The sequence below is a fragment of the Rhizobium sp. 25PS6 genome, from assembly GCF_032464655.1.
Lineage (GTDB): Bacteria > Pseudomonadota > Alphaproteobacteria > Rhizobiales > Rhizobiaceae > Rhizobium > Rhizobium laguerreae.
The window spans coordinates 108,185-134,605 of sequence record NZ_JAWDIV010000011.1; the positions used below are offsets into that span (position 1 = coordinate 108,185).

General features: G+C 59.9%; 28 protein-coding genes. 12 read left to right on the forward strand and 16 right to left on the reverse strand.

The features are described 5' to 3' along the window. Positions 1–13: 13 nt before the first annotated feature. The 4 genes from repB to RWK44_RS17405 all read right to left on the reverse strand — a co-directional run bounded on the left by repB (position 14) and on the right by RWK44_RS17405 (position 4,570). Positions 14–1,003 (reverse strand): plasmid partitioning protein RepB, encoded by a 990-nt coding sequence (gene repB, locus RWK44_RS17390; protein WP_131641974.1) that lies wholly within the window; start codon positions 1,001–1,003, stop codon positions 14–16. After that, positions 1,000–2,217, reverse strand: coding sequence for a plasmid partitioning protein RepA (repA, locus tag RWK44_RS17395; RefSeq protein WP_029873516.1), 1,218 nt, complete (start codon positions 2,215–2,217; stop codon positions 1,000–1,002). The genes repB and repA overlap by 4 nt, the downstream gene beginning before the upstream one ends. Before the next feature lie 291 nt (positions 2,218–2,508). After that, positions 2,509–2,826 carry a hypothetical protein gene (locus RWK44_RS17400; protein ID WP_316029206.1) on the reverse strand — a complete coding sequence of 106 codons (318 nt, stop codon included), beginning with the start codon at positions 2,824–2,826 and terminating at the stop codon, positions 2,509–2,511. Between the two features lie 658 nt (positions 2,827–3,484). Next, positions 3,485–4,570 carry an ROK family protein gene (locus RWK44_RS17405; protein WP_168282405.1) on the reverse strand — a complete coding sequence of 362 codons (1,086 nt, stop codon included), beginning with the start codon at positions 4,568–4,570 and terminating at the stop codon, positions 3,485–3,487. 123 nt (positions 4,571–4,693) lie between these two features. Here RWK44_RS17405 and otsB point away from each other — a divergent pair, with 123 nt between their 5' ends. The 7 genes from otsB (at position 4,694) to RWK44_RS17440 (ending at position 11,564) form a co-directional block, all read left to right on the forward strand. Next, positions 4,694–5,473: a trehalose-phosphatase gene (gene otsB / locus RWK44_RS17410; RefSeq protein ID WP_020047778.1), complete on the forward strand. Its 780-nt coding sequence runs from the start codon at positions 4,694–4,696 to the stop codon at positions 5,471–5,473. Positions 5,474–5,673: 200 nt separating this feature from the next. Next, the gene (locus tag RWK44_RS17415) at positions 5,674–6,558 is read left to right on the forward strand and encodes an AraC family transcriptional regulator (protein WP_222011094.1); all 885 of its coding nucleotides are present in this window, start codon (positions 5,674–5,676) and stop codon (positions 6,556–6,558) included. A 214-nt stretch (positions 6,559–6,772) separates the two neighbouring features. After that, a complete protein-coding gene (locus RWK44_RS17420) occupies positions 6,773–7,846 on the forward strand; it encodes an ABC transporter substrate-binding protein (protein ID WP_020047782.1) in 1,074 nt (357 codons plus the stop codon). A 69-nt stretch (positions 7,847–7,915) separates the two neighbouring features. Continuing rightward, on the forward strand, positions 7,916–8,737 hold the full coding sequence (locus tag RWK44_RS17425; RefSeq protein WP_077980901.1) for an ATP-binding cassette domain-containing protein: 822 nt from the start codon (positions 7,916–7,918) through the stop codon (positions 8,735–8,737). Then, positions 8,734–9,993, forward strand: coding sequence for a sugar ABC transporter permease (locus RWK44_RS17430; protein ID WP_077980900.1), 1,260 nt, complete (start codon positions 8,734–8,736; stop codon positions 9,991–9,993). The genes RWK44_RS17425 and RWK44_RS17430 overlap by 4 nt, the downstream gene beginning before the upstream one ends. Positions 9,994–10,018: 25 nt before the next feature. Beyond that, positions 10,019–10,747, forward strand: a complete 729-nt coding sequence (locus RWK44_RS17435; protein WP_077980899.1) for an SDR family oxidoreductase — start codon at positions 10,019–10,021, stop codon at positions 10,745–10,747. Between the two features lie 52 nt (positions 10,748–10,799). After that, a complete protein-coding gene (locus RWK44_RS17440) occupies positions 10,800–11,564 on the forward strand; it encodes an SDR family NAD(P)-dependent oxidoreductase (RefSeq protein ID WP_077980898.1) in 765 nt (254 codons plus the stop codon). Between the two features lie 153 nt (positions 11,565–11,717). On the opposite strand, the gene RWK44_RS17445 is transcribed toward RWK44_RS17440, so the two are convergent. The 6 genes from RWK44_RS17445 to RWK44_RS17470 all read right to left on the reverse strand — a co-directional run bounded on the left by RWK44_RS17445 (position 11,718) and on the right by RWK44_RS17470 (position 17,754). Continuing rightward, the gene (locus RWK44_RS17445; RefSeq protein ID WP_077980897.1) at positions 11,718–12,722 is read right to left on the reverse strand and encodes a HAMP domain-containing sensor histidine kinase; all 1,005 of its coding nucleotides are present in this window, start codon (positions 12,720–12,722) and stop codon (positions 11,718–11,720) included. Further along, on the reverse strand, positions 12,722–13,426 hold the full coding sequence (locus RWK44_RS17450) for a response regulator (protein WP_077980896.1): 705 nt from the start codon (positions 13,424–13,426) through the stop codon (positions 12,722–12,724). Before RWK44_RS17450 ends, RWK44_RS17445 begins: the two co-directional genes overlap by 1 nt. Before the next feature lie 2 nt (positions 13,427–13,428). Further along, complete coding sequence (locus RWK44_RS17455) at positions 13,429–14,964, reverse strand: DUF4153 domain-containing protein (RefSeq protein WP_316029172.1); 1,536 nt, start codon at positions 14,962–14,964, stop codon at positions 13,429–13,431. A gap of 357 nt (positions 14,965–15,321) precedes the next feature. Beyond that, complete coding sequence (locus RWK44_RS17460; RefSeq protein ID WP_168282393.1) at positions 15,322–16,614, reverse strand: helix-turn-helix transcriptional regulator; 1,293 nt, start codon at positions 16,612–16,614, stop codon at positions 15,322–15,324. A gap of 72 nt (positions 16,615–16,686) precedes the next feature. Then, a complete protein-coding gene (locus tag RWK44_RS17465; protein WP_131664873.1) occupies positions 16,687–16,875 on the reverse strand; it encodes a hypothetical protein in 189 nt (62 codons plus the stop codon). Positions 16,876–17,040: 165 nt separating this feature from the next. Then, a complete protein-coding gene (locus RWK44_RS17470; protein WP_025398239.1) occupies positions 17,041–17,754 on the reverse strand; it encodes an Ig-like domain-containing protein in 714 nt (237 codons plus the stop codon). Between the two features lie 452 nt (positions 17,755–18,206). On the opposite strand from RWK44_RS17470, the gene RWK44_RS17475 reads away from it, so the two are divergent. The 4 genes from RWK44_RS17475 to RWK44_RS17490 all read left to right on the forward strand — a co-directional run bounded on the left by RWK44_RS17475 (position 18,207) and on the right by RWK44_RS17490 (position 19,481). Next, a complete protein-coding gene (locus tag RWK44_RS17475; protein ID WP_165503840.1) occupies positions 18,207–18,359 on the forward strand; it encodes a hypothetical protein in 153 nt (50 codons plus the stop codon). Positions 18,360–18,399: 40 nt separating this feature from the next. Then, positions 18,400–18,636: a 30S ribosomal protein S21 gene (gene rpsU / locus RWK44_RS17480; RefSeq protein ID WP_003538346.1), complete on the forward strand. Its 237-nt coding sequence runs from the start codon at positions 18,400–18,402 to the stop codon at positions 18,634–18,636. A 62-nt stretch (positions 18,637–18,698) separates the two neighbouring features. Then, a complete protein-coding gene (locus RWK44_RS17485; protein WP_020047796.1) occupies positions 18,699–18,893 on the forward strand; it encodes a hypothetical protein in 195 nt (64 codons plus the stop codon). A gap of 108 nt (positions 18,894–19,001) precedes the next feature. Beyond that, the gene (locus RWK44_RS17490) at positions 19,002–19,481 is read left to right on the forward strand and encodes a pyridoxamine 5'-phosphate oxidase family protein (protein ID WP_077980891.1); all 480 of its coding nucleotides are present in this window, start codon (positions 19,002–19,004) and stop codon (positions 19,479–19,481) included. Positions 19,482–19,700: 219 nt separating this feature from the next. On the opposite strand, the gene RWK44_RS17495 is transcribed toward RWK44_RS17490, so the two are convergent. Then, on the reverse strand, positions 19,701–20,609 hold the full coding sequence (locus tag RWK44_RS17495; RefSeq protein ID WP_316029173.1) for a LysR family transcriptional regulator: 909 nt from the start codon (positions 20,607–20,609) through the stop codon (positions 19,701–19,703). A 118-nt stretch (positions 20,610–20,727) separates the two neighbouring features. Between RWK44_RS17495 and RWK44_RS17500 the strand changes: the two genes are divergently transcribed. Continuing rightward, entirely contained in the window at positions 20,728–21,603 is an 876-nt protein-coding gene (locus tag RWK44_RS17500) for an aldo/keto reductase family oxidoreductase (protein ID WP_316029174.1), read from the forward strand. Between the two features lie 32 nt (positions 21,604–21,635). On the opposite strand, the gene RWK44_RS17505 is transcribed toward RWK44_RS17500, so the two are convergent. The 5 genes from RWK44_RS17505 to RWK44_RS17525 all read right to left on the reverse strand — a co-directional run bounded on the left by RWK44_RS17505 (position 21,636) and on the right by RWK44_RS17525 (position 26,412). After that, on the reverse strand, positions 21,636–23,795 hold the full coding sequence (locus RWK44_RS17505) for a peptidase domain-containing ABC transporter (RefSeq protein WP_131664870.1): 2,160 nt from the start codon (positions 23,793–23,795) through the stop codon (positions 21,636–21,638). A 9-nt stretch (positions 23,796–23,804) separates the two neighbouring features. Then, positions 23,805–24,968 (reverse strand): HlyD family efflux transporter periplasmic adaptor subunit, encoded by a 1,164-nt coding sequence (locus RWK44_RS17510; protein ID WP_206105902.1) that lies wholly within the window; start codon positions 24,966–24,968, stop codon positions 23,805–23,807. Between the two features lie 136 nt (positions 24,969–25,104). After that, positions 25,105–25,347 carry a hypothetical protein gene (locus RWK44_RS17515; protein WP_020047802.1) on the reverse strand — a complete coding sequence of 81 codons (243 nt, stop codon included), beginning with the start codon at positions 25,345–25,347 and terminating at the stop codon, positions 25,105–25,107. Between the two features lie 208 nt (positions 25,348–25,555). Beyond that, positions 25,556–25,747, reverse strand: a complete 192-nt coding sequence (locus RWK44_RS17520) for a hypothetical protein (RefSeq protein ID WP_020047803.1) — start codon at positions 25,745–25,747, stop codon at positions 25,556–25,558. Beyond that, positions 25,744–26,412: a hypothetical protein gene (locus RWK44_RS17525; RefSeq protein WP_316029175.1), complete on the reverse strand. Its 669-nt coding sequence runs from the start codon at positions 26,410–26,412 to the stop codon at positions 25,744–25,746. The genes RWK44_RS17520 and RWK44_RS17525 overlap by 4 nt, the downstream gene beginning before the upstream one ends. Between the last annotated feature and the right edge of the window lie 9 nt (positions 26,413–26,421).

Consider the following 26,421-nt stretch of genomic DNA (forward strand, 5'->3'; position numbering starts at 1 on the left):
CGGTCTAACTGCCTCATTTTCCCTCATTTTCCTCTTCGAACTCGGCGGCGAGGCCTATCAACCGCTGAGCCAGGAATTCCGAAAACGCCGCCGATTTGACGGTGATGCGAAAGGTTTTGCCGGAGCGGGCCACCAAAGCAAGCGGCGCGCCCCCTTGGGTCCGGAGCGTCTGCTCGGCCCGCTGCGGTGCGCTCTTCTCCTCCAGTGCCTTCCAGATGACATCGAAGCGGCTGTTGGTCTCCAACGCGTCGAAACCGGCGGCACTGATTGCGGCCCGCGCCTTCTTCTGTCCACCCGTCTCCCTGAATTTCTCGGCAAACGCCAACCAGCGTGGACGGCCGACCTTGGGGGCCGGCCCGATGGCGAGAATGATCTCGGGGTCGATCGTCTGAGCCACCTGCAAGAGCCTTGACGTTTCCGGCTTGTCTGTCGCCAGCGCCTTGGCAATCATGTCGCGGCTGAAGCCATGTTCATCCATGCGACGTGCAAACAGTGCCCGCTCGATAAAACTCAAGTCGACACGGGGGCCATTTTCCTGACCCTGTGCAAGGATCAACTCTTCATCCGTGAGCTTTCGCACGACGGCCTTAACAGGAACCCCGATCTCCGCTGCCGCCCGCAGGCGCCTGTGGCCATAGGCGGCCTGGTAGTGCCCGGCCCTTACCGGGTCCGGCCGCACCAGGATCGGAACCTGCTGTCCGCTTTCCTGGATGGACTGCTTCAATCGCTCGAACTCGGCATCCTTGTCGACCGGGATACGGTCGCGGATGAAGGACATTTCGACGGCTGCCGGATCGATCTCCAGCACCTTGTCGCCGGAGGCCAGCGATTCGCGCAGCGCCTTGGCGGCGGCTGCTTCCTCTCCCAGCCGTCCAAGCGACAGGTTCATCGCCTTGACCGCCCCCGATGGTCGATGCGGCTGTTGCACGCTCGGCACTTCCGGCCGTGTCGGCTCGACGGCGCCGACCATGCTCTTCAGGATGTCGCGTCCTTTTGGGCTCATGTCCTGCTCCATGCACTGCGAATGAGTTGCTCGACTTCGGCATTGACGCTGTCGACGGATTCCACCCCGCGGTCATAGGTCTGGCGATGCATCGTCTCGCGTCCCGCCTCGTAGATTGTCTGCTTGGACAGGCCGGCATCCGAGACCGCTGTCGACTTGACCATCATCGAGGTCAGCACCCGCTCGCCGAACAGACTGCGAAGGAAGGCGACGATCTGCGCCTGCGGTCCATCATTGGCCTCATAGCGGGTGATCAGATAGCGCATCCAATCATAATCGAGATTGCCGCCTGCCTGCTTGACCACGGCCAGAAGGTCGGAGGTCATCGTCAGGAACTGGTTCATCGACGCGACGTCGAGCATCTGCGGATGGACGGTGATGAGGACGGAGGTGGCGGCGCAGAGGGCGGACAGTGTCAGGAAGCCAAGGGTCGGCGGGCAATCGATGATGACGACGTCGTAGCTCTGCTCCAGCGAATGCAGCGCATTGCCGACCCGCATGAAGAACATGTCCTTGTCGTCGCGGTTGGTGTCGGCGAGCGCCTTTGGAGTATCGTGTTCGAACTCGTGCAGCTCGAGATTGCCGGGAATGAGATCGAGCCCCGGAAAATAGGTCTGGCGAACGATGTCGGCTACGTCGCGGCGCGTTTCGTCATATTTGATGGCACCGTAAAGGGTCTCGTTTTCGCCGACGTCGAATTCGGGCTGATATCCGAGCATCGCCGACATCGATGCCTGTGGATCGAGATCGACGGCGAGCACGCGGTAGCCGCGAAGAGCCAGGAACTGCGCCAGGTGGATGGATGTCGTCGTCTTGCCGGAGCCACCTTTGAAATTGGTGACAGCGATCACCTGGAGATGGTCGCCCGGCCGGCGCATCGGCAGATAGGAGGGTTTGGTGCGCCCGAGATGGTGGCGCATCGCATGGATTTCCTCAAGCGAGAACACCCGTCGACCGGCTGCCGTCTTTTCGGGATTGATGCTTTCCACCTGGGCGGCGAGGTGGCGAACATAGCTGTCGGTGACGCCGAGCAGCTTGGCAGTCTCGGTGCTGCTGAACCGCCTTAGCGATTTGCGGGCGTCGGGCGAAAACAACCGCTCGAACAGCACTTGCAATTGGCTGCTGAGCATCGTCGAGTCCTGCGCGATCGTCTCGTCGATCGAGACTCGACTCGCTCTCTTGGTTTTCTCAACAATCGCGGCCTTGGTCGGCATTCACGCAAATCCTGATAAATCGGGTCATTTTGCGCAAATGATCGTGAGTCTGCCGATTCCGTCAAGCGATTTCTTGGTTAGCCAATGGATAACAGACAGGATTCGACAAAAAAATCATGTGGAATTCCGGAATCTTAGCGCCATTGTCAGCTGACAACGGCGCCATATCCGCCTCCATCGACGGCCACCCTTAGCGCATCTCAGCATATTTCAACACGGCAGAACGCCATTACCGACGCACTGGAAAACAACATCCACCGCTTGGGCATGCCGGATCAGGCGATCCGTTTCTCATTTATAGGCAGACGAACGGCACAGACTTTCGACCTCCAGCCCGCGGACGGATTCGCTGCCGGAGGCCTTGTCATTTGCGTCTTGGGTTTCGGCGACGCGGCGTGGCTGAGCAAGGCTCAGCATTTGTTCGAGACGACCGGCATTGAGCGGAGCGCTTATTCCCTTGAAGTTCATGATCCATCTTTCGTCTGCGCATCGATTGCGTGAGGTTGTGGAGATAAGCGCAATTTGAACCTGCCGAGAACCGCCCACCGGCGTTATCACCATCTTTTCCGATGCCGCGCTGGAAAGGGGAGGGGAGACTTCCATCTTCAAGCGCCGCTCTGAAATGCGGCCTTCGGCAGCGAGGCTCGCCGTCTCGGATCGCTTCGGCGCGCAGAGATCTGTCATGCGAGACTGAATCTTCGCCGGCGCACCGGCGAACCGGCGCTTTCTCCGATCACGAGGCATCGCCGGAATTCCGAGATTCCGGTGTGGGCCTCACTTCAGGGAGCGCTGTCGCTGAGTGATATCGGGGAAGGGGAGGTGTGGCCGGGGTCTAGATCGGCAGAATACCGAGAGCAGGGGGCGTTGAAAGGTGGGGATCGTTTGTCCGCAGATCCGATCGATCGCCAGGCCAGGCCGATGACACCATTCCGATCAGGTGCTGGCAGTTGTGCGCGAATAGGTTTCCGACATCCCGCGGGCGTCATCCTCCGCGAAGATCACAACAGCGCATGCTAGGCGAATCAGGTCGCGGCGGGTATGATCGATACTGCTAATCGGGATCATGCGTTGGTATCGCAGACGTTTGCCGATAGCCTGATCTCACTCCTGTTCGGCAAAGCGGCTACCTTCCCTAGCGGAACTTATCGGCAAGTTCGCTTCCGTCTGCGGAATTCCTTCTTGTTTACCTGCTATTTACCATAGTGCTCCCACGGCCCGGTCGATCCGGCGTTCATTGCGTGCAGAGTTGCGCGAGGCAGGCATTCCACTATCGCGCCTTCGTTCCCTCGCGATTCGTAAAATGCGCATTGCCCAACCCGGTGCCGATGGTCAGCACCGCCCATCTCGACACGTCGTTCATAAAAGGAATCTGCGACAATCCCTGCACGACGGCATCGTTGTGCATCATTACGAATGTGCTGTGGTCGCCGATCTCGGGAATGGCCTTGATCAGTGCGGCGGGAAGGTTGAAGCTGTCACTTTCCCAATTTCCGCCCGGCAGGTTTTGTCCACCGCGTTCGATCGAGCCATCGGCCTTGATGATGCCCGGACAGGCGATCCCGATAATGGGAGCAAGTTTCAGATTGACCTTTTCGGCCTTGTCGATCAGGTCCTGCAACATCGCCGCCAGCCTCTCTACCGTTCCGCTGCGGCTTGGCTCGTCATCGGCATGGCGCCAGATCGCCGATTCCCAGACACTCGCATCCGCAAAGTGCGGTGTCTTTTCCTTTCCGAACTCGACGACGCCGGCGCGCACGTTCGTGCCGCCAATATCGACGGCAAGGATGGCCTCATAACCCTTGAACATCCACCCCGGCATGAGATGGACTGAGCCGATCAGCCCCGCCTCGTCGGGATGATGGACGATCGGCACAACCTCGATATTGAGGCCGGCCGCCTTGAGAAGAACCATGGTCCTGGCGATCGCCAGTTCTCCGAAGCGACTTCGCCTGAAGCCTCCGCCAACGACAATGCGCTCGGTCTTGGACCAGCGCTCGTCCTTGAGGAACTTTCCGATCACCTCGGCAAAGTCCTGGGCAAAGTCCTCCACCGCTCCCATGACCAGAGCGGCAGCCTCCATGTCGTCGCCCGTCAAGAGGGCCTCGATCTTTTTCTTGGAAAGCTTTGTCGTCGCGGTCTTGCCGATCGGATCGTCCCCAAACTTGCGGATGCGTTTTCGCCAATCGTCGAGCTTCTGCTGGAACGTCTTCTTATTGGCGTTGTCGCCAACGAAGCCGTTCTTGTCACGCAGTTCATTGTTATAATCATCGATGGTCACCAACGGCAGAACTATGGCGCCATGTGCCAATGGTGCATGGATCTCATCACGGGGCTCGGAACTGCCTTTGGGCATCAATGTACCTTCTGCCGCGCGAGGTCTCGAACAGGCGGCGAGATACAACGCGGACTAGCTCTGGATGTTCCGGAGTCTGAAAAGTCACCTTGCCCTCGCCGACTGGCGACCTAGCTTCAATGATTGCAGAGTTTGGAGAATGCCGTGCAGGACGATGCCGCTACCCAGGAAATGCTTTCAATGGTCTTGGAGGAGCCGGACCGCTGGGCAATGTTTCTCGATATTGACGGGACGCTGCTCAATCTTGCGCCCACACCGGATGCGATCGAGGTCCCGGAGGCGCTTCCCGGACAACTTCATCGCCTGTCGAACAAGCTCGGCGGCGCCTTGGCGCTGGTCACCGGACGGTCGCTTGCTTATGCAGACGCGCTGTTCAAGCCCTTTGCATTTCCGACAGCGGGCCTGCACGGCGCAGAAATCAGGAACGCAGCTGGAATGCAGACGATCGAGGCGACACCTGAATTTCAGGCGCTGAAGCATGCGCTGACCGCAGAAGCCGAGCACTACCCCGGCGTCTTGATCGAGGACAAGGGCGCGGCCGTTGCCGCCCACTACCGGCTGGCGCCCGAATATGAAAAGGTGCTCGATGAGCGCATGCGCCACTATGCGGAGATCGCCGGGCCGAACTGGGCATTGCAGCTTGGCAAGATGGTGTTCGAGCTGCGTCCGGCACGGTCGAGCAAGGGCGATGCGCTGGAGCGGTTTTTCCAGTCCGACCCGTTCAAGAACCGCTCCCCGATTACCATCGGCGATGATCTGACCGACGAGTCGATGTTTGCGATCGCCAATGCCCGCGGCGGCGTTTCCGTGCGTGTCGGTGCGATCGGCGCCCCGAGCTGCGCCACGAGCCGGCTGTCTTCTTCTGCGCTGGTCAGAAACGTCATTGCAGCCTTGGCCGCCTGAGGCCGGCCCTTGGACGATGTGCAAAGTGGGATTACTGCCGTCCTTACACCGGTTGCGCAGCGCCGATTGTCAAAAAAGTATCGGTTTTAGCCGGGAATCGTGGTGGCGGGCGTGACACGAGCCCACTACACTCCCCTTAACAATAAAGCCAAAAAGGGAATTTGGCAGGCGGCTTGGAACCGTCCTCGGAGGAGGAAACAATGGAACCTGACTTGGAAGTCATTCAGATCCGCCCGGGCGAATCTTTCGCAACGAAGGCGCATGGCTATCCCTACCATACGGTTCGTTGGCATTTTCACCCGGAATACGAACTTCATCTCGTCGTGGCGACAACAGGACGGTATTTCGTCGGCGACTTCATCGGCGAGTTCGAGCCTGGTAATCTTGTGCTTGCCGGGCCTAATCTTCCACATAACTGGATCAGCGATGTCCCGACGGGATCGAGCATCCCGCTTCGATGCCAGCTCATCCAGTTCAGCGAGAATTTCATCATCGACACGATGAAGGTGCTGGCCGAACTCGGCCCCTTCGAACCTGTTCTCGAAGCCTCCCGCCGCGGCGTGCTTTTCGGCGCCGAGACCAGCCGGCAGGTCGCACCTTTGATGAACGAGGTGCAGCAGGCGCAGGGTGTGCGCCGTATCGAGCTTTTCATGATAATCGTCGGCCTGCTCAGCCGCGCACAGGATGCGCAGCTTCTCGCCAGCCCGAGCTATCTGCCCGATCCTTCCGGTTACATGTCGGCCGGCATCAACAAAGCGCTCGCCTATATCAGGGAACACCTGACCAAATCCTTCGACGAAGCCGATCTCGCGGCGATTGCTGGACAATCGACAGGCGCCTTTTCGCGCGGCTTCCGCCGCCATACCGGCATGTCGCTGGTACAGTATGTGAAACGCCTGCGCATCAACCTCGCCTGCCAGATCCTGATGAGCGATGACCACGCATCGATCACCGATATCTGCTTCGAGGTCGGCTTCAACAATCTTTCTAACTTCAACCGGCAGTTTCTCGCGGAAAAAGGCATGACGCCTTCCCGTTTCCGACGGTTGTTGGGTGACAATATCAACGTGGCAAAGGCGGCCTAGAGGAGCCGAACGAGCACGTCCAAGGGAAGAGGAGGACGAGGAGGAGGAACGAAAACTGACACTGACTTGAACGCGAGCACGCGATGAGCGGCTCGTGATCCGAGATGCCTGTCCTCAAAAACGTCAAACCGCCGGGACAGGCGCGACCGTTCCTTCAGCCGAACGGCCACAACAGAACAGTGCGATCACTACACAATTTTTTCAATGGGAGGAGATGGAAATGATGAAATTCTCAACACAGGCGGCAGGCGCCGCGGTATTTGTCCTGTCCTTGCTGGGCGGTACTTCCGCCTTTGCGCAAACGGCCGTTTCGGATGCGACAGTGGCATTCCTCATGCCCGACCAGGGCTCGACCCGCTACGAGGAGCACGACCACCCGGGCTTTGTCGCGGAAATGAAGAAACTTTGCGCGTCGTGCAAGGTTCTCTATCAGAACGCCGATGCCGATATCGCAAAACAGCAGCAACAGTTCAATTCGGCGATCACGCAAGGCGCCAAGGTCATCGTGCTGGACCCGGTGGATTCGGCGGCCGCCGCATCGCTCGTCCAGCTCGCACAGAGCCAGGGCGTCAAGGTCATTGCCTATGACCGTCCGATCCCGAAGGGGAAGGCCGATTTCTACGTCTCCTTCGACAACAAGGCGATCGGCAAGGCGATCGCGGAATCGCTCGTCCAGCATCTGAAGGCACAGAAGGTGCCGACCGAAGGCGGCGGCATTCTGCAGATCAACGGTTCACCGACCGATGCGGCTGCCGGGCTGATCAAGGACGGCATTCACGAGGGTCTGGCGAGCGGCGGATACAAGACGCTTGCCGAATTCGACACGCCCAACTGGCAGCCCGCGAACGCCCAGCAATGGGCAGGCGGGCAGATCACCCGCTTCGGCAAGCAGATCGTCGGCGTGGTCGCTGCCAATGACGGCACCGGCGGCGGCGCCATCGCAGCTTTCAAGGCGGCGGGTGTCGATCCGGTGCCGCCGGTCACCGGCAATGATGCGACGATCGCTGCGCTGCAGCTGATCATAGCAGGGGATCAGTACAATACGATTTCCAAGCCGAGTGAAATCGTCGCCGCTGCCGCTGCCAACGTCGCCGTGAAGCTCTTGGCCGGAGAAACGATCAAGGCCGAAATGACGCTCTACGACACGCCCGCACAGCTCTTCGTACCGGCTGTCGTTACCGCCGAAAACCTCAAGGCCGAGATCATCGACAAGAAGATCAACACCGCCGAGGAGCTGTGCACCGGCCGCTATGCCGACGGCTGCAAGAAACTCGGCATCACCAAGTAATCCAGCCAAGGGAAAGCGCGGCCGGCCACCGGTCGCGCTTCTGATTTTCGCTTTTCGAAAGGCCAGGCGATGTCTGAAACCTCTCATACTCCTGACCCTTCCCGTCAGCCTGTCCTCAGTCTGCGTGGAATATCGAAGAACTTCGGAGCAGTGTCGGCGCTCACCGATATCGAACTCGATGTGTATGCCGGTGAGGTCGTGGCGCTGGTGGGCGACAACGGCGCCGGCAAGTCGACGCTGGTCAAGATCCTGGCCGGCGTGCACCAGCCAAGCTCGGGCACGATCTTCTTCGAAGACAAACCGGTCAACCTGTCGAGCCCAAGCGCCGCTCTCGACCTCGGCATCGCAACCGTCTTCCAGGATTTGGCGCTTTGCGAAAATCTGGACGTCGTCGCCAATATCTTTCTCGGCAAGGAGCTCAGCCCCTATCAGCTCGATGAAGTCACGATGGAGATCGCCGCCTGGAAGCTCTTGAACGAGCTTTCGGCCCGCCTTCCGAGCGTGCGCGAACCCGTCGCCTCGCTCTCCGGCGGACAGCGCCAGACGGTAGCGATCGCCCGATCGCTGCTGCTCGAGCCGAAACTGATCATGCTCGACGAGCCGACCGCAGCGCTCGGCGTTGCCCAGACGGCCGAAGTGCTTGACCTCATCGAGCGCGTGCGGGAACGCGGCCTCGCCGTCATCATGATCAGCCACAATATGGAGGATGTGCGCGCCGTTGCCGACCGTATCGTCGTTCTTCGGCTCGGCCGCAATAACGGCACCATGCTGCCCGACGCATCCAACGAACAGCTCGTCAGTGCCATCACCGGCGCATCCAACAATTCCGTCTCCCGCCGCGCGATGCGCCGCCAGGCGCAAAGCCAGCAGACAGAGGAGGGCAGGCCATGATGAAGACCATCCAGAATGAACCCGCAGCACCTGCGCTCCTCGACCGACGTGACGAAAGAGTGCATCACGACGATAGCCTTGCCGGCTCGATCCGCGCCTTTGGGGATCGCATCCGCTCCGGCGATCTCGGTTCGCTGCCGGTCATTGTCGGCCTGGCGATCATCTGGACGGTGTTCCAGGCGCTCAATCCGGTGTTTCTCTCGAGCAGCAACCTCGTCAACATGCTGTTCGACTGCTCGACCGTCGGCGTCATCTCGCTGGGTATCGTCTGCATCCTGATGGTGGGTGAGATCGATCTGTCCGTCGGCTCCGTCAGCGGCTTCGCCTCGGCACTGGTCGGCGTCTTCTGGGTCAACCAGGGCTGGCCGGTGGTCCTGGCGATCCTCGCCGCCATGATTATCGGCGCCCTGATCGGCTCACTCTACGCGTTTCTCTTCAACCGCTTCGGGATGCCGAGCTTCGTGTCGACGCTGTCGGGGCTGCTCGCGGTTCTCGGCCTGCAGCTCTATATCCTCGGAGCGACCGGTTCGATCAATCTTCCCTATGGTTCCTGGCTCGTGAGTTTCGGCCAGATCATGGTCATGCCGGACCCGGTCGCCTATCTGCTGGTGGCGCTTGCCGGCATTGCCTTCTTCTTCTCCAGCTACCGCACCTCGGCGCGCCGGCGGGCGGCTGGCCTGTCTGCAAAATCGGCCCGTGGGCTGCTTCTGCGCGCCGTCATCATCACACTCGCCCTGGAAGCAGTCGCATTCTATCTCAACCAGTCGCGCGGCATTCCGTGGATGTTCGGCCTTTTCGTCGGGCTCACCGCCGCCATGAATTATGCGCTGACGCGCACCAAATGGGGACGCTCCATGCATGCCGTCGGCGGCAACAGCGAAGCAGCGCGCCGCTCGGGCATCAACGTCTCGCGCATCTATATGAGCGCCTTCGTCATGTGTGCTCTGCTTGCTGCCACCGGCGGCGTTCTCTCCGCCGCACGACTGGCGACGGCAAGTCAGCAGGCCGGCACGGGCGATGTCAATCTCAATGCCATCGCTGCGGCAGTCATCGGCGGCACGAGCCTGTTCGGCGGGCGCGGCAGTGCCTATTCAGCCCTTCTCGGCATCATCGTCATCCAGTCGATCGCCAGCGGGCTGACGCTTCTCGATCTGTCGTCGTCGCTTCGATACATGATCACCGGCGCTGTCCTTGCCGTCGCCGTCATCGTCGACTCGCTGGCACGCCGATCGCGAATTTCGCACGGCCGAGCCTAAAGCAACCAGAAAGCAGAGGAAGAAAATGGGACAGGATCTGTCTGGAAAAGTCGCGGCTGTCACCGGAGCGGCGTCGGGTATCGGCCTTGAATGCGCCAAGACCATGCTTGCCGCGGGCGCTCGGGTCGTGCTGGTCGACCGAAATGAAGACGCCTTGAAGGAAATCTGCTCGAAACTCGACGCCAACGCCATTCCCTTGGTCATCGATCTCACCGATCCGAAAAGCGTCGAACGAATGGTGCCTGAGATTCTGGAGAAAGCCGGTCAGTTGGACATCTTCCATGCCAATGCCGGCTCCTATATCGGCGGCGAGGTGCTGGGCGGCGACCCGGATGCCTGGGACCGGATGCTCAACCTGAACATCAATGCCGCCTTCCGCTCGGTGCATGCCGTTTTGCCGCATATGGTCGAGCGCAAGACCGGGGATATCATCCTGACGAGTTCCGTCGCCGGCATGATCCCCGTCGTCTGGGAGCCGATTTACACGGCCTCGAAACACGCGGTCCAGGCATTCGTCCATACGCTGCGGCGGCAGGTGGCCAAGCATGGCTTGCGTGTCGGCGCCGTCGCTCCAGGCCCCGTGGTCACGGCCCTTCTCAGCGATTGGCCGCAGGAAAAGCTGGACGAGGCGCTCGCAGCAGGGGGCCTGATGGAGGCGAACGAAGTGGCCGAAGCCGTGCTCTTCATGCTGACACGCCCACGCAACATCACCATCCGCGATCTCGTCATCCTGCCGCAGAGCGCCGACATCTGACGAAAGTGCATCCGCCTTCTACACTCGCGAACCCACTCAAGAGGAAACGGCCATGATCTTCGACAGATTTCGCCTGAACGGACAGGTGGCGCTGGTGACCGGCGGCACGCGCGGCATCGGGCTTGCCATCGCCGAGGCGCTCGGCGAGGCGGGTGCCAAAGTCATCATCACCGGCAGAACCCGCAATCCGGCCGCGGAAGACCAGCTCTCCAAGGCCGGCGTCGATTGCGATTTCATCGCCGTCAACCTGACGAAGGAAAGCGCTGCCGACGAACTCGTCGCTGAGACTCTTTCGCGGGCGGGGCGGCTCGACATCCTCGTCAACAATGCCGGCATCGCCATTCACGGCGACAGCGGCGAATTTCCCGATACCATCTGGCGCGAGATCATGACGGTCAATGTCGACGCCGTCTTTCGCGCCTGCCGCGCCGCATTAGCACCGATGCGGCGCCAAGGCGGCGGCGCCATCCTCAATATCGGCTCGATATCGGGCATCGTGTCCAACATTCCCCAAAACCAGGTCGCCTATAATACCTCCAAGGCGGCGGTCCACATGATGACGAAAAGCCTCGCCAGCGAAGTTGCCGCCGAGAATATCCGCGTCAACGCCATCGCCCCCGGCTACATCGAGACCGATCTGTCGCGCGGCGGCATCGACAATCCCGACTGGTTCCCGACCTGGCGCAGCATGACCCCGATGGGACGCGTCGGGCAGCCGGAAGAGGTGGCGGGTGCCGCATTGTTCCTCTGCTCGGCGGCGGCAAGTTATGTCACCGGCGAAGTGCTGGTTATCGACGGCGGTTATACGACACGGTGAGACGCGAATACGAGATTGGGGGAGGGTGGCTCGGCCGGTTGTCGGTAGCGAGTTTCTCCCCGCCATCCTGTGGGCCTGATAATCGTGGAGTGGGGCATCAAAGACAAATTGCGGGCCGCACATCGCATCGACGCGATGTCAATCGGATCAGATTTACAGGGGGATGGTGATTTCGAACTCGGTGCCGCCGGTTGTCTGCAGCAGGCGGATCGTGCCGCCATGGGAGCTCAGCATGGCGTGGACGATACCGAGGCCCATGCCGGTACCGCCCTGTTCGCGGCGGGTTGAGAAGAACGGCTGAAAGATGCGTTGGCGATTGGCCTCGCAGATACCGCTGCCGTCGTCGCGGATAAGAATGACGGCTGTTCGGCCGTCGGCCGATACTCTGAGTTCCAACAGCGTGGCGCCGTGCTGAAGAGCGTTTTCGGCGAGGTTGGCAAAGACGATGCCGGCTGCTTCCTGGGGAAGAGCAACCGATATTTCCGTATCGCCTGTGCCGGAAATATTGAGAGCGGGAAATCGCCCGCGCAGTGAGGATATGATGTCCGTGACGCTGCTTCTGCCCTCGGCCACGGGCGTTTCCGCCTGCGCAAGTTCCCTCAGCCGCTGCAACAATGCATCGAGCCGGACGGCATCGGCGACGATGTTGTCGAGAAAGTGCAACCGCTGCGCCTTCGTCATCGGCCTTTCGGCATCGTCATCGCGCAAAAGCTCTGCCGCACCGCGGATGGCCGTCAGCGGCGATTTCAGTTCGTGGGAGACATGGGCAGCAAAGGAGTGAACATATTCGGTGCGATCGACCAGTTTTCCGGCGAGATCGAGGAAGCTTTGCGACAGGACGGCGATCTCGCGCGTTCCATAGCTTTCCAGCGGCTGGATTGCTCCCTTGCCGCCGCGGGCGATCTCTTCCGTCCGGGCGATCAAAGCGTCGATAGGCCCGGTGATGGTGCGCGTCAGCACATAGGCAACACCGAGCGTCAGGATGAATGCAACGACGAGGGCGCCGATCTCCGCTGGTGCCATCCGGTTCGAACTCGCCTCCACGGCACGAAACCAGATGACGATCAGGATCGGCAGCGCCATGACCGCGAGAAGCACGACATAGACGATCAGCGCCAGCGTCGGCCGCCACTTCGTCCTGACTTTCGGTGCCGACATCAGGCCTTCCTCCCGATGTCGGCGGCGAGCTTGAAACCGATGCCGTGAACGGTTGCAATGATCGCGGAACCGCCGACCGCCAGGAACTTGGCCCTGATGTTGCGGATATGGCTGTCGATCGTCCGGTCAGCGACATAGGTTCCGGCGCCATAGGCCGCCTCCATCAACTGTTCGCGGCTGAAGACCATATCGGGGCGTGACAATAATGCATCCAGGATTGCGAATTCGAGCGCTGTCATTGCGATGGTGCTCTCTCCAAACATGACCGTCCTGCCACGCCGATCCAGGCTGAGTTCACCGGCGACAAGGGTGGCGTGGCGTCTGTCAGCCCCCACTTCATTGCTGCTGCGCTTCAAAATCGCCTTGACCCTAGCCACGAGTTCGCGCGGACTGAACGGCTTGGTGACATAATCGTCCCCGCCGATTTCGAGCCCGAGCACCCTGTCGATCTCCTCGTCGCGCGCCGAAAGAAACAGGATCGGCAATGCCGACGTCTTGCGGATATGGCGACAGACCTCCAGGCCGTCCATGTCGGCCATGCCGATATCGAGGATGATGAGATCGATGTTGCCGCGGCGGAAGGCCGTCATCGCCTCGGTGCCGTTGCGGGCGGCCGTCGATGCCAGGCCGGCGCGCTCAAGGGCGAAGCAAATCACGTCGCGGATATGAGGTTCGTCATCGACGACGAGAATGCGGGGCGCCATCACTAGTCCTGCATTGGTTTGTCGTGCCTGTTGTTATCGTTCTCGTTCTGTCTTGCAATGGGAGCCAGAAGATAACTCTCCAACCGCGCCGCCCGGAAGGTCCAGTTCCGCCAGTCCCGCCGGCGCATCTCAAAATTCCTGGCGAGGTAGTGCCGAACTGTCGCAGCTTGGCTCCTCTGCTCGATCAGGTGATCCGGCAGCTTGAGGAGGTAGAGATCGAGCGCCGGAATGACGGAAGGACCGAGCGAGGAGAGATAATCAAGGTCGAGCGGCGGGCCTTCCTGGCTGATTTCCTGACTGTGGACGACATTGAAGCGGGCGATGACATCAGGGAAGTCGATGAAGGCGCTGATATAGAGCACCGCAATCAGCGAAGCGAGGTTCGTGGCGATCAGCCACTCGTTGGATCGGTCGAGCAGAATGCGCAGCAGGATCAAGACGAGGCCGACAGCGACGATGCCCATCCAGAGGCCGGCGGCGACGCGCAGCTCCGTCAGCGAATAGGCCTCGACGTAAAGTCCAAGCCGCAGAATCGAGGACAGGCAGAGAAGGACGTTCTGGCCTATCCAGGCATGGACGAGGCCGCGGATCAGCGAACTTTGATCGCCAGGCCCGCCGCGACGCATGGCGAGGAGAACGAAACCGGCGGCCAGAAGCGCCGTCGCAATCAGCGGATAGGCGCCGCGATGAGCATATTCTGCGTGACTCATGTGATCGGGCAGGTCTGCGCCGCCCCAGAGATAGACGAGATCGAGAAGTGTCTGCACGGCAAAGAGCGCGTTGAAGAGGAACAGCGACCGCAGCAGGGAGGCCTGGCCGAACGGTGCATTTCTGGTCGGCACGATGACGAACGCCCTGCTGGCTTGCGACCTCGCAGCGCGCCGCTTCAGGCGCGGCCGCAACATCGCCCAGACCACAGTAGCGATCATCATCCAGAAGCCGATCCGCCAAAGGTCGAGAAACTGCAACAGAACGGCAAAGCGGATGCTGCGCAGCGCGATCTCGATCAGCGGGTTTGCAGCCGCAAAGAGGAACACGAAGACTGCGGCGAGAGCGAGCGGCATGATCCAGAGGCCGACGCCCTGCCAAACGACGGTGAAGGAGAAACGTCTGGCCGGCGTCTTAAGATATTTCCTAATATCGTCGGCAAGCCGCAAGGGAATGACAAGAGTGAAACGGAGAAACACCAGCGGCAGACCGGTCAGACTGCGAGGCATAAGCCTGGCGACGATGAGAGCAACCGCTATCAGCGCGCTGAAGCAAAGGGCGATGCCGGTTAATGAGGGCGCTTCCAGCAGAGGTGCCGACGCCAGAACCGAGAAACCAAACAGGAGAGCAGCCATTGACGGCGCTCGGATCTTCCCGGCCGAAAGTAGAATGCCGACGCAGACGGCGAGCGCAAACAGGAAAAGGTTTATCCCGGACATCTGACCAAAGATCATAAAATCAGCCAGCGCCACCAGCGCAGACAGCGTGGCAATCCGGCTACTGCCACGCCTGATGGGCTTTGCTTCTGTCAGCGTGTCGGTTGTGTCCATTGGTGCTCCTCTCGTAGATGCCGCTTTTCGATCACGATGAGCATGGTTGCTGGGGTCTCCTCGGAGGCGGTCCCTCGAGGCCAGCTCGCCTCCGTCAGCCACCATCCATCATTGCGGAGGCGATCCGGCAAAACGGGCGGTGTGACGCGGGGCGGGATGTCGTTCTTGCTCATGGCGGAAGAATGCCGCGCCGAATTGCAGATTTTGTGCAGAGAGTGAGCAGCAATTCAGGAAAATCGCCCGGACCTATGAGGTCACGCAGCGGTCTCTCCAGACCATATCTCCCGCGTGAAGATGGCTACTGCATAATTCAGAGTGCTACAGCGTTCTTTGCGGCTCTCGCAAAAGACGTAGAATTTACGATTGCCGCGGACGGCTCTTTCCATTCGTGCGGGACGGCGTCGCCGGCCTGTTTCCGGCGATCGGGATCGAGGCAATCAGCCTGGCGAGCGCCGCCTGGGATCGTACCCCCGTTTTGCCAAAGCATCGGCCGGTGTGGGTTTTTACCGTGTTGGACGAAATTCCAAGAACCCGGGCAATCTCGGGCAGATTCATTCCGCTGCCGACCAGTGCGGCGACACGGGTTTCGGCTTCGGTCAGGCCGAAGATGTGTTGCAGTTGTTGCGCTTGCCGACGCGTCTTCGCTTCCGGATCGACGATATGAATGAGGACGCGCGCTCCGCTATCAACCGCATCCCATATCGAAACCGCTGTCGGTGCAAGCGGCGTGATCATCACCAGATAGGGCGGCAAACCCGATGGCCGGGAGATCGACAATGCCCCGTCGAAAGGCGTGTCTTCGCCATCGGCTATCAGCAAAGCCTGACGAATGGCGTTCACTAGGCGGGTGGATGTCTTCGAAATATGGGCGGCAAGCGAGGGTCTCTCGGATCGGCTGAGAAAAATGCCGTCAGCCTGCTTGAGCAGTGCTTCGGCTGCCGCATTCAAGAGAAGGACGGCACCCCGACTATCGATCAGCACGGCCGCATCCGCGATTGCATCGATCAGCCGTTGCGGCAATTCGGGTGCGCGGGCGATCCGGTTTACCTGAAAGGAAAGATCGATCGCCCGCGCCATATGCGGGCTCAGCCGCTCTAACCGCGCTGCCGCTTCGACAGCGTGCTCGTCTTGTTGACGAGACAGGAACAGAGCGACACCGCCAATACCTCCCCGCTCGTGCAGGCTGGCATGCGGCAGGAAGAGCTGATTGAAGATGTTTTGAGGCTCGCAGATATCGGCATAAAAGGCCGAATGCCGGACGGCCTCGGCATCGATCAGCTTGTTGCCGACCGCGATCTCGCCCGGCCTTACCTTCTCGAACGCACGGGCATAGGGATTGCCCGTGTAATGCTGAAGATAGAGCGCATTCAAATCTTCACGCATGCGGCCGGGGATCAGAAAGCTGCCGCGGCCATCAGGCGCCTGATAGACAATATTTCCGGCGACAGCACCGACGTAATCAACGATCGCGCACAGCGTATCCGGCCATAGTTCTGAACGGACCGCCGCCTGATAGACAGCATCAACGATATCGACATGATCCATATCAGCGCCGCTCGTTTTCACGATGATGGTTCCGCCAAATGCAACGATCGCACCATTTCGATTACTGCCCAAAAGTCTAAGGAGAGGCAAGATAGCGAGCGTCACCCGATCAGGCGATATCTCGCGCCGTCTCGTTCACCGAATGACTTGCCGGGATTTGTGAGGTTGAAGAGGGGCTCATCTGAACCTTGGCGCGCGCTTGGCATTGTGAAGCAATTCGGAGGCGGTCGCGAACGGGCCGAAAAGTTTGAGCAACAGCGCCTGCTCCTCGTCATCTATCCGATGGCGAGCGCAGAACTCTGTTACGGACCAGACTTTCGTCAGATCGTCTGTCGCGATTTGCTTGGGTTCGATGTGTTCGGTCAAGGGCGTGTCCTCCGAACTTCGAGACTACGCCTCCCCTGCGTCTATAAGAACTAGCTAAAAAGGATTATATACCGGCTCCCGCCGGGCCTTGTATCAAGTGGCGAAAATGCGGACGCCCGCCGATTGCGCGGCGGGCGTCGTGTCTCACTGATCTATCGCTGCGGATCAAACACCGACGCCGTCGGGATGAGCATCCGTGCCGGTGATGTTGAGCGTCACCTTGGCAGTGTCCGTGTGGCCTTCTCCATCGGAGATCTTGTAGTAACGGAGAACTTCCGTGTACGTCTGACCTGCATCCAGATCGGAGGTCAGTTCATAGGTGAATGTGCCGTCCGCCTTGACGTGGAACATGCCGTAGGTGCCGGCAACGTCGGTAACGGCGCCATCCTTGCCGTCTACCTGCTCGGTCAGGAACTGACGCAGGAACATCTTGCCGTTGTCGCCGGCAATGTCGTTATCCAGAACGTTGCCGCCGATGGCGTTGCCTTCGGTGAAGCTGAAGGTATCGTCGACTGCGATCGGCTTGGTTACGCCCTGGATGTTCAAAGTGAACAGGCCGACGTCGGTGTGACCGCTGCCGTCGGAGATCTTGTAGGAAACCTTCTCTTGGAACGATTCGCCGTTGGCGAAACCGATCTTGGCAGCGTCGCTCAGGACATAGGTGTAGCTGCCGTCCGGCTTGACGAAGAAGGTGCCGTAATCGCCCTGGATTTCAGTAACCTGGCTGTTGCCGCTCTTGGCGCCAACACTTGCGCCATCGAATGCGCGCAGGAACAGGTGGCCGTTGTCGGAAGAATCGTTGGAAAGCAGGTTTCCGGAAATAACATCAGTTTCTTGAAATGTTGCACTATCATCAGTTGCATGTATCAGCGAAGCCATGGCTCTCTCCTAAAATGTTTATTGGCGGGTCAATTTCGACCTCAGCGAGCGGCTCCTTTAACAACCTATTAATACTACAAGTCAATGGTCTATTTAACAGAAGGTTAATTTCGACGGCGGTCTTCGCGTTGCTTCCATTCCGGCGGAATAATGTCACTCTCGCGCAAAATTGAAGAAAATTCGGCAAAAACTATACCCGGCTAACTTGAATAAAATGGCAGCGAGTATATCTGAAGGCGATCGGCGATGCCCCGAGCCAACCATCCGGGCTATCCGTTGCAATTCTGCTCGCTGAGCCCTATGTTGCTGATGTACCCGATCCAAGCGGAAATCCAAGCCGGTGCCGGCTGCTGATTGAGACGCTTATGCATCGGCGCGCGCCTTAAGGCTGCGTGATGGGCAATCCCACAAACAATCGATAACGCCGGCCAAGGCCGGCAAAGGATTTCTTTTTGAACAACACACATACAGCCACCGCGGTTGCGGCGGCGAATCCGCGTGAGGATGACGAGGCTGTCCGCAATGCTCCCAGGAGCTGGAAGCCGTTTCCCTGCCTTCTCACCCGCCGCGAATTGCAGGCTCTGATCGCCGAGCAGCTCGGCTGAGCGGCGACCGGCGCACCATCCCAAACAAGGAGAACTCGAAATGCAGGTACTCGTCAGAGACAATAATGTCGATCAAGCGCTCAGAGTCTTGAAAAAGAAAATGCAGCGCGAAGGGCTGTTCCGCGAAATGAAGGAACGGCGCGCCTATGAGAAGCCGTCCGAACGGCGCGTCAGGGAAAAGGCACAGGCGATCAGCCGACATCGCAAGGCTGCACGCAAGCAGATGCAGCGTGAAGGCCTGCTGCCCGGTCCGAAGCGGGCGGTGGCCGCCCGTTAACGGCTTTATCCTCGCCAGCCTTCCCGGGCCTTGGCGGTTACATCCCCCTGAAAGGACAGACAATGGACGAACTCAATAGCCTCACCGTTTCGGAAGAACGCCTTGAGGATTGCCGCGATGTCGTGGAGCCGGATCTGCAGGATCTGATTCAACGCGCTCTGACATCGGGCTTTTCCCGGGAGGAAGTTCTCATCGCCGTCAGCGAACTGGTCGCCGAAGATTTCGCAATTGTCATGAAAACCCCAAGCGTCCATTGATCGACTGCGTGCCTCGATCGCCTTGGGAATCGGCTCATGAGGCCCGCCGACTGGGAACATCGGCCGCGGCTGATGGTTACTTCGTCTCTTGCACAGACGGAGATGACGATGGCCAATCAAGACGATGCGATACGGGTATGGGAATTGATCGACAAGATCGGGTTTTGCATGCTGACGACCCGCAGCGGCGACGATCTGCGAGCCCGCCCGATGTCCGCCTATACCGCGCAGCTCGAGAATGCGATCTATTTTCTGACGGATGTCGGCAGTCACAAGGACGATGAAATCACTCGCTGGCCAAACGTGTGCCTCGCCTTTGCCGACACCAAGGGACAGAAATATGTTTCCGTATCGGGGACGGCCGAGGTGCAAAACGACCGGGAGAGAATCAGGGAATTATGGGCGACGCCGGCAAAGGCCTGGTGGGACAATCCCGACGATCCTTCCATCCGTATCCTCAAGATGACGCCGGCTTCGGCGGAATATTGGGACAGCCCGGGCACGATCATCAGCTATATCAAGATGGCGGCCGCAGCAGTCTCGAACAGCAAACCTGATATGGGCGACAATGCCGAGGTCAAGCTCTAAAGCGCGTCGCGATCTTTCAGATTCGCGTGCCGCGCTTTAGGTCTTTGTTTTCCGCATGTCTTTGCCGCAAAACCGCTGCACACTTTTGCGAGAGATGCTTTAGCGCATCGTCGGCCATTAAGGCCGCTTACAGCGCCGCATCTTTTAGACGCGCAAAGGATGCTGTAACACCTTGAATTGCGACACCATTTTATCCCTAGATCGATTCCGGCTAAAGAATTATGCCGGAGCCGATGCCTTGACAAAGTCGATGAATGCCCGGAGCGGCGCCGGTACCAGCCGACGCCCGGGATAGTAGAGGAATGGCCCGGAGAAACGCTGCCACCACGGTTCGAGGATGGGCTCGAGCGCGCCACTGTCGATATGCGGGCGCAGCCAGTCCTCGAAGAGGCAGACTATCCCTGTTCCTGATATCGCTGCATCGACGGCCAAATCGGTCGCCCCGCCGACCCGCACGATCAGCGGCCCCGTCGGGTCCACTCGCACTATCTCGCCATCGCGCTCGAACTCCCACGGCGCCGTCATCGCGCCGCTGGCAAAGCGACCCAATAGACAGGCATGGCCGAGCAGCTCGCTCGGATGTTGCGGCCGGCCACGGCGATCGAGGTAGTCCGGGGAGGCTGCGATGGCAAAGCGCTGGACGCGTGGCCCGATCGGTATCGCGATCATATCCTGCTCCAACCGCTCGTCATAGCGGATGCCGGCGTCGCAGCCGGCCGCGATCACGTCGACAAAGCTCTCGTCGGTGACCACTTCCAGCCGAATATCGGGATAGGCGGCAAGGAACGGCGGAACGATGGTGGGCAGCACCAGCCGCGCCGCGCTGACCGGCACATTGAGGCGTAGCGCACCGGCCGGCCTGTCGCGAAAACCGTTGACGACGTCGAGGGCAGACTCCACCTCGCTCAAAGCAGGGCCGAGCCGCTCCAGCAAGCCCTTGCCTGCTTCGGTCGGGACAACGCTGCGTGTCGTCCGGTTGAGCAGCCTGACGCCGAGCTGCGCCTCCAGGCGGCGCACCGCTTCGCTGAGGAAGGAGGCGCTGCTGCCGCTAACGCGCGCGCCTTCGCGAAAACCGCCGGCACGGGCCACGGCAACGAAGGCATTGAGGTCACTTAGATCTGCTTTCACTGTTCGCCATTCTGCACAGCCCATGCGGATTATAGCCAATTTTCACGCGTACCGACAATGCCTATCTTGGGCTTATCTTGGGCCTATCTTGGCGTCACCTCTTGAAAGGAATTAGGTCATGTCCACTATCGATCAGTGCGGCGCGTTCAACCTCGGCGACCGCAGCGTGAAGCGGCTCGGCTATGGCGCCATGCAGCTTGCCGGGCCTGGCGTATTTGGCCCGCCCAAGGATCATGGCGCGGCCTTGGCTGTGCTGCGAGAGGCGGTCGCGAGCGGCGTAAACCACATCGATACCAGCGACTTCTATGGCCCGCACGTCACCAACCAGATCATCCGCGAAGCGCTGCATCCCTATCGCGACGATCTCGTCATCGTCACCAAGATTGGCGCCCGGCGCGGCGCGGATGGATCCTGGATTCCGGCCTGCTCGCGCGAAGAGCTGACGGAGGCAGTACACGACAACCTCCGTAATCTCGGCCTCGATGTGCTTGATGTCGTCAATCTCAGGATCATGTTCGACGTGCACGGTCCGGCCGAAGGGTCGATCGAAGCGCCCCTGACGGCGCTCGCCGATCTCCAGCGGCAAGGCCTGGTGCGTCACGTCGGGCTGAGCAACGTCACATCCAAACAAATCGCCGAAGGGCGTGGGATCACTGAGATCGTCTGCGTGCAGAACCAGTACAATCTGGCGCATCGGAGCGACGACAGGCTGATCGACGACCTCGCGCGCGACGGCATCGCTTATGTGCCGTTCTTCCCGCTCGGCGGGTTCAGCCCGCTGCAGTCGTCCACCCTGTCCGATGTCGCCGCACGCCTTGAAGCCACGCCCATGCAGGTGGCGCTCGCCTGGCTGCTGCATCGCGCGGAAAATATCCTGCTGATCCCCGGCACTTCGTCCGTCGGCCATCTCAGGGAGAACCTCGCCGCCGCCTGGCTCGCGCTGCCGGATGAGGCTCTCAAGCAGTTGGACGGCGTGGCTGGCAGCGCCGCTTGATGCAATCCGAAACCAGGCGCGACGTCACGCTCTCAACGCGTGCTCAGGCTTTCGCCCAGTTGCAGGCTGATGACTTCCTTTGGCGGACCGAGAGGTCGCAGGCCTTCGCCGTCCATGTAAAGAACCCTGTCGGCGGCGGCGATGGTTTCCTGCCGGTGAGCGACGACGATGCGGGTAATGCCGAGTGAGCGTATGGAATGATTGACGCGCGCTTCGTTGGCGGCGTCCATGTGAGATGTGCCTTCATCCAGGAAAAGCATTTTCGGCTTTCTATAAAGCGCGCGCGCCAGCAACACGCGCTGCTTCTGGCCGCCGGAGAGGCTCGATCCCATGTCGCCGACGAGCGTTTCATATTGCATCGGCATTTTCATGATCTCGTCGTGAATTGCCGAAGCGCGTGCGGCATCGGCAATGGCTTCAAGATCGGCCTGCTCGGCAAACAGCGTGATATTGTCCGCTATGGATCCGGCGAAGAGATTGTCGTCCTGCAGGACGGCTGCGATCTGGTCGCGAAAGCTCTTGTGACCGAACTGCTGGAGGGGAAGACCGTCGACGGCCACCTCACCGGATTGAGGCAACAGCAGCCCGAGCATCACCTTGAGGAGCGTCGATTTACCCATGCCCGACGGCCCGGTGATGGCCACATGTTCGCCGGCTTCAACGGAAAAGTCGATCTCCTGGAGAACGAGGGGATCGGTTGGAGAATAGCGGTAGGAAACGCTTTTGAGCTCCATCCGTCCTTTTAATTCCGTGACGGCCATGGAACTGGGGGCAAAGCTTCTGTCATCCTCGTCCAAGGCGATATCGGCCAAGCGTTCCAGATGCAGCCGTAGCATCAAGAACGCCATGCCCTGATCGACGAGATTGCCGGCCTTTTCGAGGAACTGACCTTTATAGGCGAGGTAGGCGAAAACCATGCCGACGCTGAAGCCGCCATTCATGACGAAGCCGATTGCGAGATAGATGGTGACGACATTCTCCAGGCCGAACAACAAGGCATTGCCGGTCGTTTGCCAAATGCCGATGCGCGAGGAGCGGATGTTGGCATTGACGGCATCCGTCAACAATGTCTGCCACATGGCATGCCGCATCGTTTCACCATTGTAGAGACGAAAGGTCTGGATACCGCGTATCGTCTCGATGAGCGCCGTCTGTTCCTTGCCGTGCGCGATGATACTGCCTTCCTGGGCGCGGCGCTCGAACGAGAAGGATATCAGGCGAACGACGAAATAGAGGAAGAAGGCGGTCAGCGCGATCATTGCAAGCTTGGCGCTGTAGAAGAACATGATCGCCAGCGTCGTCAGCGCGAGCAACCCGTCGACCAACGTTCCAGCAACACCTTCCGTCAGCATCTTCTGGATCGGCGTCACCGACTGGAAGCGGGAGAGAATGTCGCCGACCTCCCGCTTCTGGAACCAGTCGAGCGGCAAGCGGAACAGTTTCCTGGCGATGTTCGAGGCGATGCCGAAGCCCAATGCCGAGCCTGCCGCCAGGATCACGAAGGAGCGAAGGAAACTCGCGCTCGCATTGAACGCGGTGAACAGCCCAAAACCAAGCGCAAGCACGGCAAGCAGATCGTGGTCGAGCGCCGGCAGCGCGTTGTCTATGCCGATCTGCAAGTAGTAGGGCAGGGCAAGCACATAGATCTGCAGCACGACACTGAGGACGATGACCTGGAGGAATGAACTTCCAAGCCCGTTGATCCGCGTCCAGAGCTGCGACCAGCGCAACACCGTACGCTCCGTTTTCTTCTCGAATGCTTCGTTTGGCCGCAACTCCAGCGCAACGCCGGTAAAGTGGTCCGAAACCTCAGACATTTGAAGCCATTCACTGCCGCCAGCAGGGTCGTGGATCAGCGCCTTGTCGCCGGAAACCCGCTCGATGACGACGTAATGGTTCATGTTCCAGTGGAGGATCGCCGGCAATGCGAGATTGGGCAGCTCCTCCAGCGGCAGCTTGACGGCGCGAGGCAGGAGGCCGACCTGGTCTGCGATCTTGATCAGGCTCGACAGCGGGGCTCCTCGAAATGATGGGGTGAAACGTCGGCGCATCGTCGCCAGATCAACGTCGTGCCCGTAAAAGCTCGCCATCATTGCCAGACAGGCCAGACCGCATTCGCTGACCTCATTCTGACGAATGAGACGAATCCGTGAGGTTGAAAAGAACCCGGCCTGAAGTGCTCTAGCAGACAATCGCGGGTCCTATCGTCGTTGAAGGGCGAACAACGGCTCGAACAGCCATTCGAGTAGAGATTGGCGCGCGGTCGCAATCCGGGCCGACAAGGTCATGCCGGGAAACAGCGCTTGCTGCTTCCCGAAGGCCGTGATGCTCTGCCGCTCGAGGTCGACCGTCACGAGATAGTTCAGGTTGGTGCTCGCGCCGCTGCCACGGTTGATCGGGCTTTTCGACAGGCTCTTGACGCGACCTGCGATCGTCCCGAAGCTCTGGTAAGGGAAGGTATCGATCGCCAACCGTACCTCCTGCCCGACCTCGACAAAACCGACGGCGGCGTTGGGCACGTCCAGTTGCGCATGCAATGTTGCATTCAGCGGCACGACGCTCATGAGCGCCTGCTGCGTGTTCAGCGGCTCGCCGATCTTGGCCGTGAGGGCAGAAACCGTGCCTCCGATCGGCGATCTGATCACATAGGCGCGGGACTGTTCGTTGGTGGCGAGGCCGCGATTGATATCCTCACGCTGCGACTGGAGTGCTGCGACCTTTTCGTTTGAGCGCGCCTTGACCTGATCGAGCATTCGTTCGGCATCGGAGAGATCCGAGCGCCGTTCCGTCAACGTGCTTTCCAGCACCGCCATTTGCTGGCGCCGTTCGGTGAGCGAATCTTCTCTCAACGTCACGTCTCGTCGTGGAACGATACCCTTGTCGACCAGGCCGCGAATGCGCTCGACATCTTTCTCGATCGAGGTGATCAGCTCCCTTTGCAGAACGATCTGGCTCTGAAGCTTGTCGATCTGCGTCTGGTAACCGGCAATCTGCGCGTCGAATTGCGCCGTTTGGGCAATTTCATCGTTTTTGACCTCCGCCAGTTGCTCGCTGATGCTCGCATTCTGCCGGTCGAGCATCTCGGCGACTTTTTCGGAGGCCGATTCACCGCTGACCAGGTAGTCCTCGGAGCGCACGGCGACCAGTTCCTGGCCTTCTTCGACTTGATCGCCGTCTGCGACCATCATCTTCATGATGACGCCTGAGCGCGAGGGCATGACGACTGCAACACCCTTGTCCGGCTGGATAATGCCGGTTGCGGTGACAACGCGGGAATAGCTTGCGATGGAAAGAAAGATCAGCACGGCGATGAGAATACCGGCCATCAGATAGCCAGTGACGTGCCACCCCATGGGCACCGCCATCGATACCGTTCCCGTTAAACGCTGGGACTGCCGTTCGAGGGCTTCTCGGCGAAACAGGCTCATTGTGATCAGATATGGTCGTTAAGGGGAGGAAGGGAGCCCCCGCCATTCGGGCGGAGCCCCCATGTTTTAAAGCTCAGGCAAAAGCTCTCGCCAGTCTGTAGACACCGTAGACGCCAAGCGCAGCGCCACCGACGGCAAGCGCTCCGACGCCGAAGGCGGAAATGCCCACGCCCGCGCCAATCGCTGCGGCGTAGCCCAGAGCGCCACCGCCTGCGAGTGCGGCTGCGCCGTCGATTGCGCCCCGAACACCGGAGCTGACACCACCACCGGATACGTTTTCAATCTCCGTACTCGAAAGTTCTTTGATACCCTGCACTTTAACTCACCCTTTGTTTGTTTCGGGAAGTAGTCGAAAACACTACGTGCACGGGAAAATTAGGCAGCTGCGGGAAAGCGTCAACCTGCAGACGATGACTTTTGAATGCCGGGACAGGATTAAGTATAGGATTGAATCATAACGGCCGGGAGATTTACGCCTCCCGGCCGGTGAAAAGTCACAGGCTTTTCAAAACCAGACAGTAACGTCAGGATGATTTCGTGACGAAAAGCTCGTAGGCGACGAAGGTCGCGGCCATTGCCAGGAAAACCCCGATCGCCAACGGATAATTGGCGGCGGCATTGGGGTCGGTCAGCTTGGGAATGCCGATGACCGCGCCTGCCGCCAAGACTGCCGATAACGCAACTTCCTGCATGATCAATTTCGAAAGAGCCGTCATGATTGACCTCCTGTCGCCTCGGTCTTCTCCACCCAAAGCGGAGCCCAGTCCTTCTGCTTCACCACGCTGCCGATCAGGAAGCATAGCGGCTCGCCGATAAGGCGCACCACCTTGCCACTGAGCGAGCCCTTCGGACGGCGCCCGGCCTGGTAGGCAATCTCCAGAGCCCGCGCTCTGGCGAGAGGATACATGATTTTTTCGGCCAGCGGACTGCGACGCATCAGGCGGACATAGGGGATCGCCCAGTATTGATATCCGCGAACCGTCGTCTGGGACAGGGACTGAAAGGTGAACTCCAGATCCGCCCGCCAAAGATCGCGGTCAAGCATGCCGCGCCTGAAGAAATGCGTGCAGATGACACGGCCGCTGCTGTTGCCACCGCCAGAGAGGCCGCCATTATATATGCTGCCCGACGCCCCTGCTGCGAATCCGGCACCGCCGGCAATACCGGCTGTGCCGAGGCTTCCGGTACTCGCAAGAGCGCCGCCGGCCGCAAACGTGCCGCCTATCAGCCCACGATCGACATGGCCGACCCACGAGCCTGCGCCATTCACGGCGTCGATTTCAAAATCTTCAAGGGGATGGATGTAATATCCGCTGGTATTTGCATTAACACTCTGAACGTCAACCATAGGTGCCTCCGAGGTAAAGCCAAAACCCGCCATATCGGGCGT

Excerpts from the sequence above, each read along its gene's own strand:
- repB (WP_131641974.1), bottom strand. The coding sequence starts at position 1,003 with ATGAGCCCAAAAGGACGCGACATCCTGAAGAGCATGGTCGGCGCCGTC.
- repA (WP_029873516.1), bottom strand. The coding sequence starts at position 2,217 with ATGCCGACCAAGGCCGCGATTGTTGAGAAAACCAAGAGAGCGAGTCGA.
- RWK44_RS17405 (WP_168282405.1), bottom strand. The coding sequence starts at position 4,570 with ATGCCCAAAGGCAGTTCCGAGCCCCGTGATGAGATCCATGCACCATTG.
- RWK44_RS17415 (WP_222011094.1), top strand. The coding sequence starts at position 5,674 with ATGGAACCTGACTTGGAAGTCATTCAGATCCGCCCGGGCGAATCTTTC.
- RWK44_RS17420 (WP_020047782.1), top strand. The coding sequence starts at position 6,773 with ATGGAAATGATGAAATTCTCAACACAGGCGGCAGGCGCCGCGGTATTT.
- RWK44_RS17425 (WP_077980901.1), top strand. The coding sequence starts at position 7,916 with ATGTCTGAAACCTCTCATACTCCTGACCCTTCCCGTCAGCCTGTCCTC.
- RWK44_RS17430 (WP_077980900.1), top strand. The coding sequence starts at position 8,734 with ATGATGAAGACCATCCAGAATGAACCCGCAGCACCTGCGCTCCTCGAC.
- RWK44_RS17435 (WP_077980899.1), top strand. The coding sequence starts at position 10,019 with ATGGGACAGGATCTGTCTGGAAAAGTCGCGGCTGTCACCGGAGCGGCG.
- RWK44_RS17440 (WP_077980898.1), top strand. The coding sequence starts at position 10,800 with ATGATCTTCGACAGATTTCGCCTGAACGGACAGGTGGCGCTGGTGACC.
- RWK44_RS17445 (WP_077980897.1), bottom strand. The coding sequence starts at position 12,722 with ATGTCGGCACCGAAAGTCAGGACGAAGTGGCGGCCGACGCTGGCGCTG.
- RWK44_RS17450 (WP_077980896.1), bottom strand. The coding sequence starts at position 13,426 with ATGGCGCCCCGCATTCTCGTCGTCGATGACGAACCTCATATCCGCGAC.
- RWK44_RS17455 (WP_316029172.1), bottom strand. The coding sequence starts at position 14,964 with ATGGACACAACCGACACGCTGACAGAAGCAAAGCCCATCAGGCGTGGC.
- RWK44_RS17470 (WP_025398239.1), bottom strand. The coding sequence starts at position 17,754 with ATGGCTTCGCTGATACATGCAACTGATGATAGTGCAACATTTCAAGAA.
- rpsU (WP_003538346.1), top strand. The coding sequence starts at position 18,400 with ATGCAGGTACTCGTCAGAGACAATAATGTCGATCAAGCGCTCAGAGTC.
- RWK44_RS17485 (WP_020047796.1), top strand. The coding sequence starts at position 18,699 with ATGGACGAACTCAATAGCCTCACCGTTTCGGAAGAACGCCTTGAGGAT.
- RWK44_RS17490 (WP_077980891.1), top strand. The coding sequence starts at position 19,002 with ATGGCCAATCAAGACGATGCGATACGGGTATGGGAATTGATCGACAAG.
- RWK44_RS17500 (WP_316029174.1), top strand. The coding sequence starts at position 20,728 with ATGTCCACTATCGATCAGTGCGGCGCGTTCAACCTCGGCGACCGCAGC.
- RWK44_RS17510 (WP_206105902.1), bottom strand. The coding sequence starts at position 24,968 with ATGGCGGTGCCCATGGGGTGGCACGTCACTGGCTATCTGATGGCCGGT.
- RWK44_RS17520 (WP_020047803.1), bottom strand. The coding sequence starts at position 25,747 with ATGACGGCTCTTTCGAAATTGATCATGCAGGAAGTTGCGTTATCGGCA.
- RWK44_RS17525 (WP_316029175.1), bottom strand. The coding sequence starts at position 26,412 with ATGGCGGGTTTTGGCTTTACCTCGGAGGCACCTATGGTTGACGTTCAG.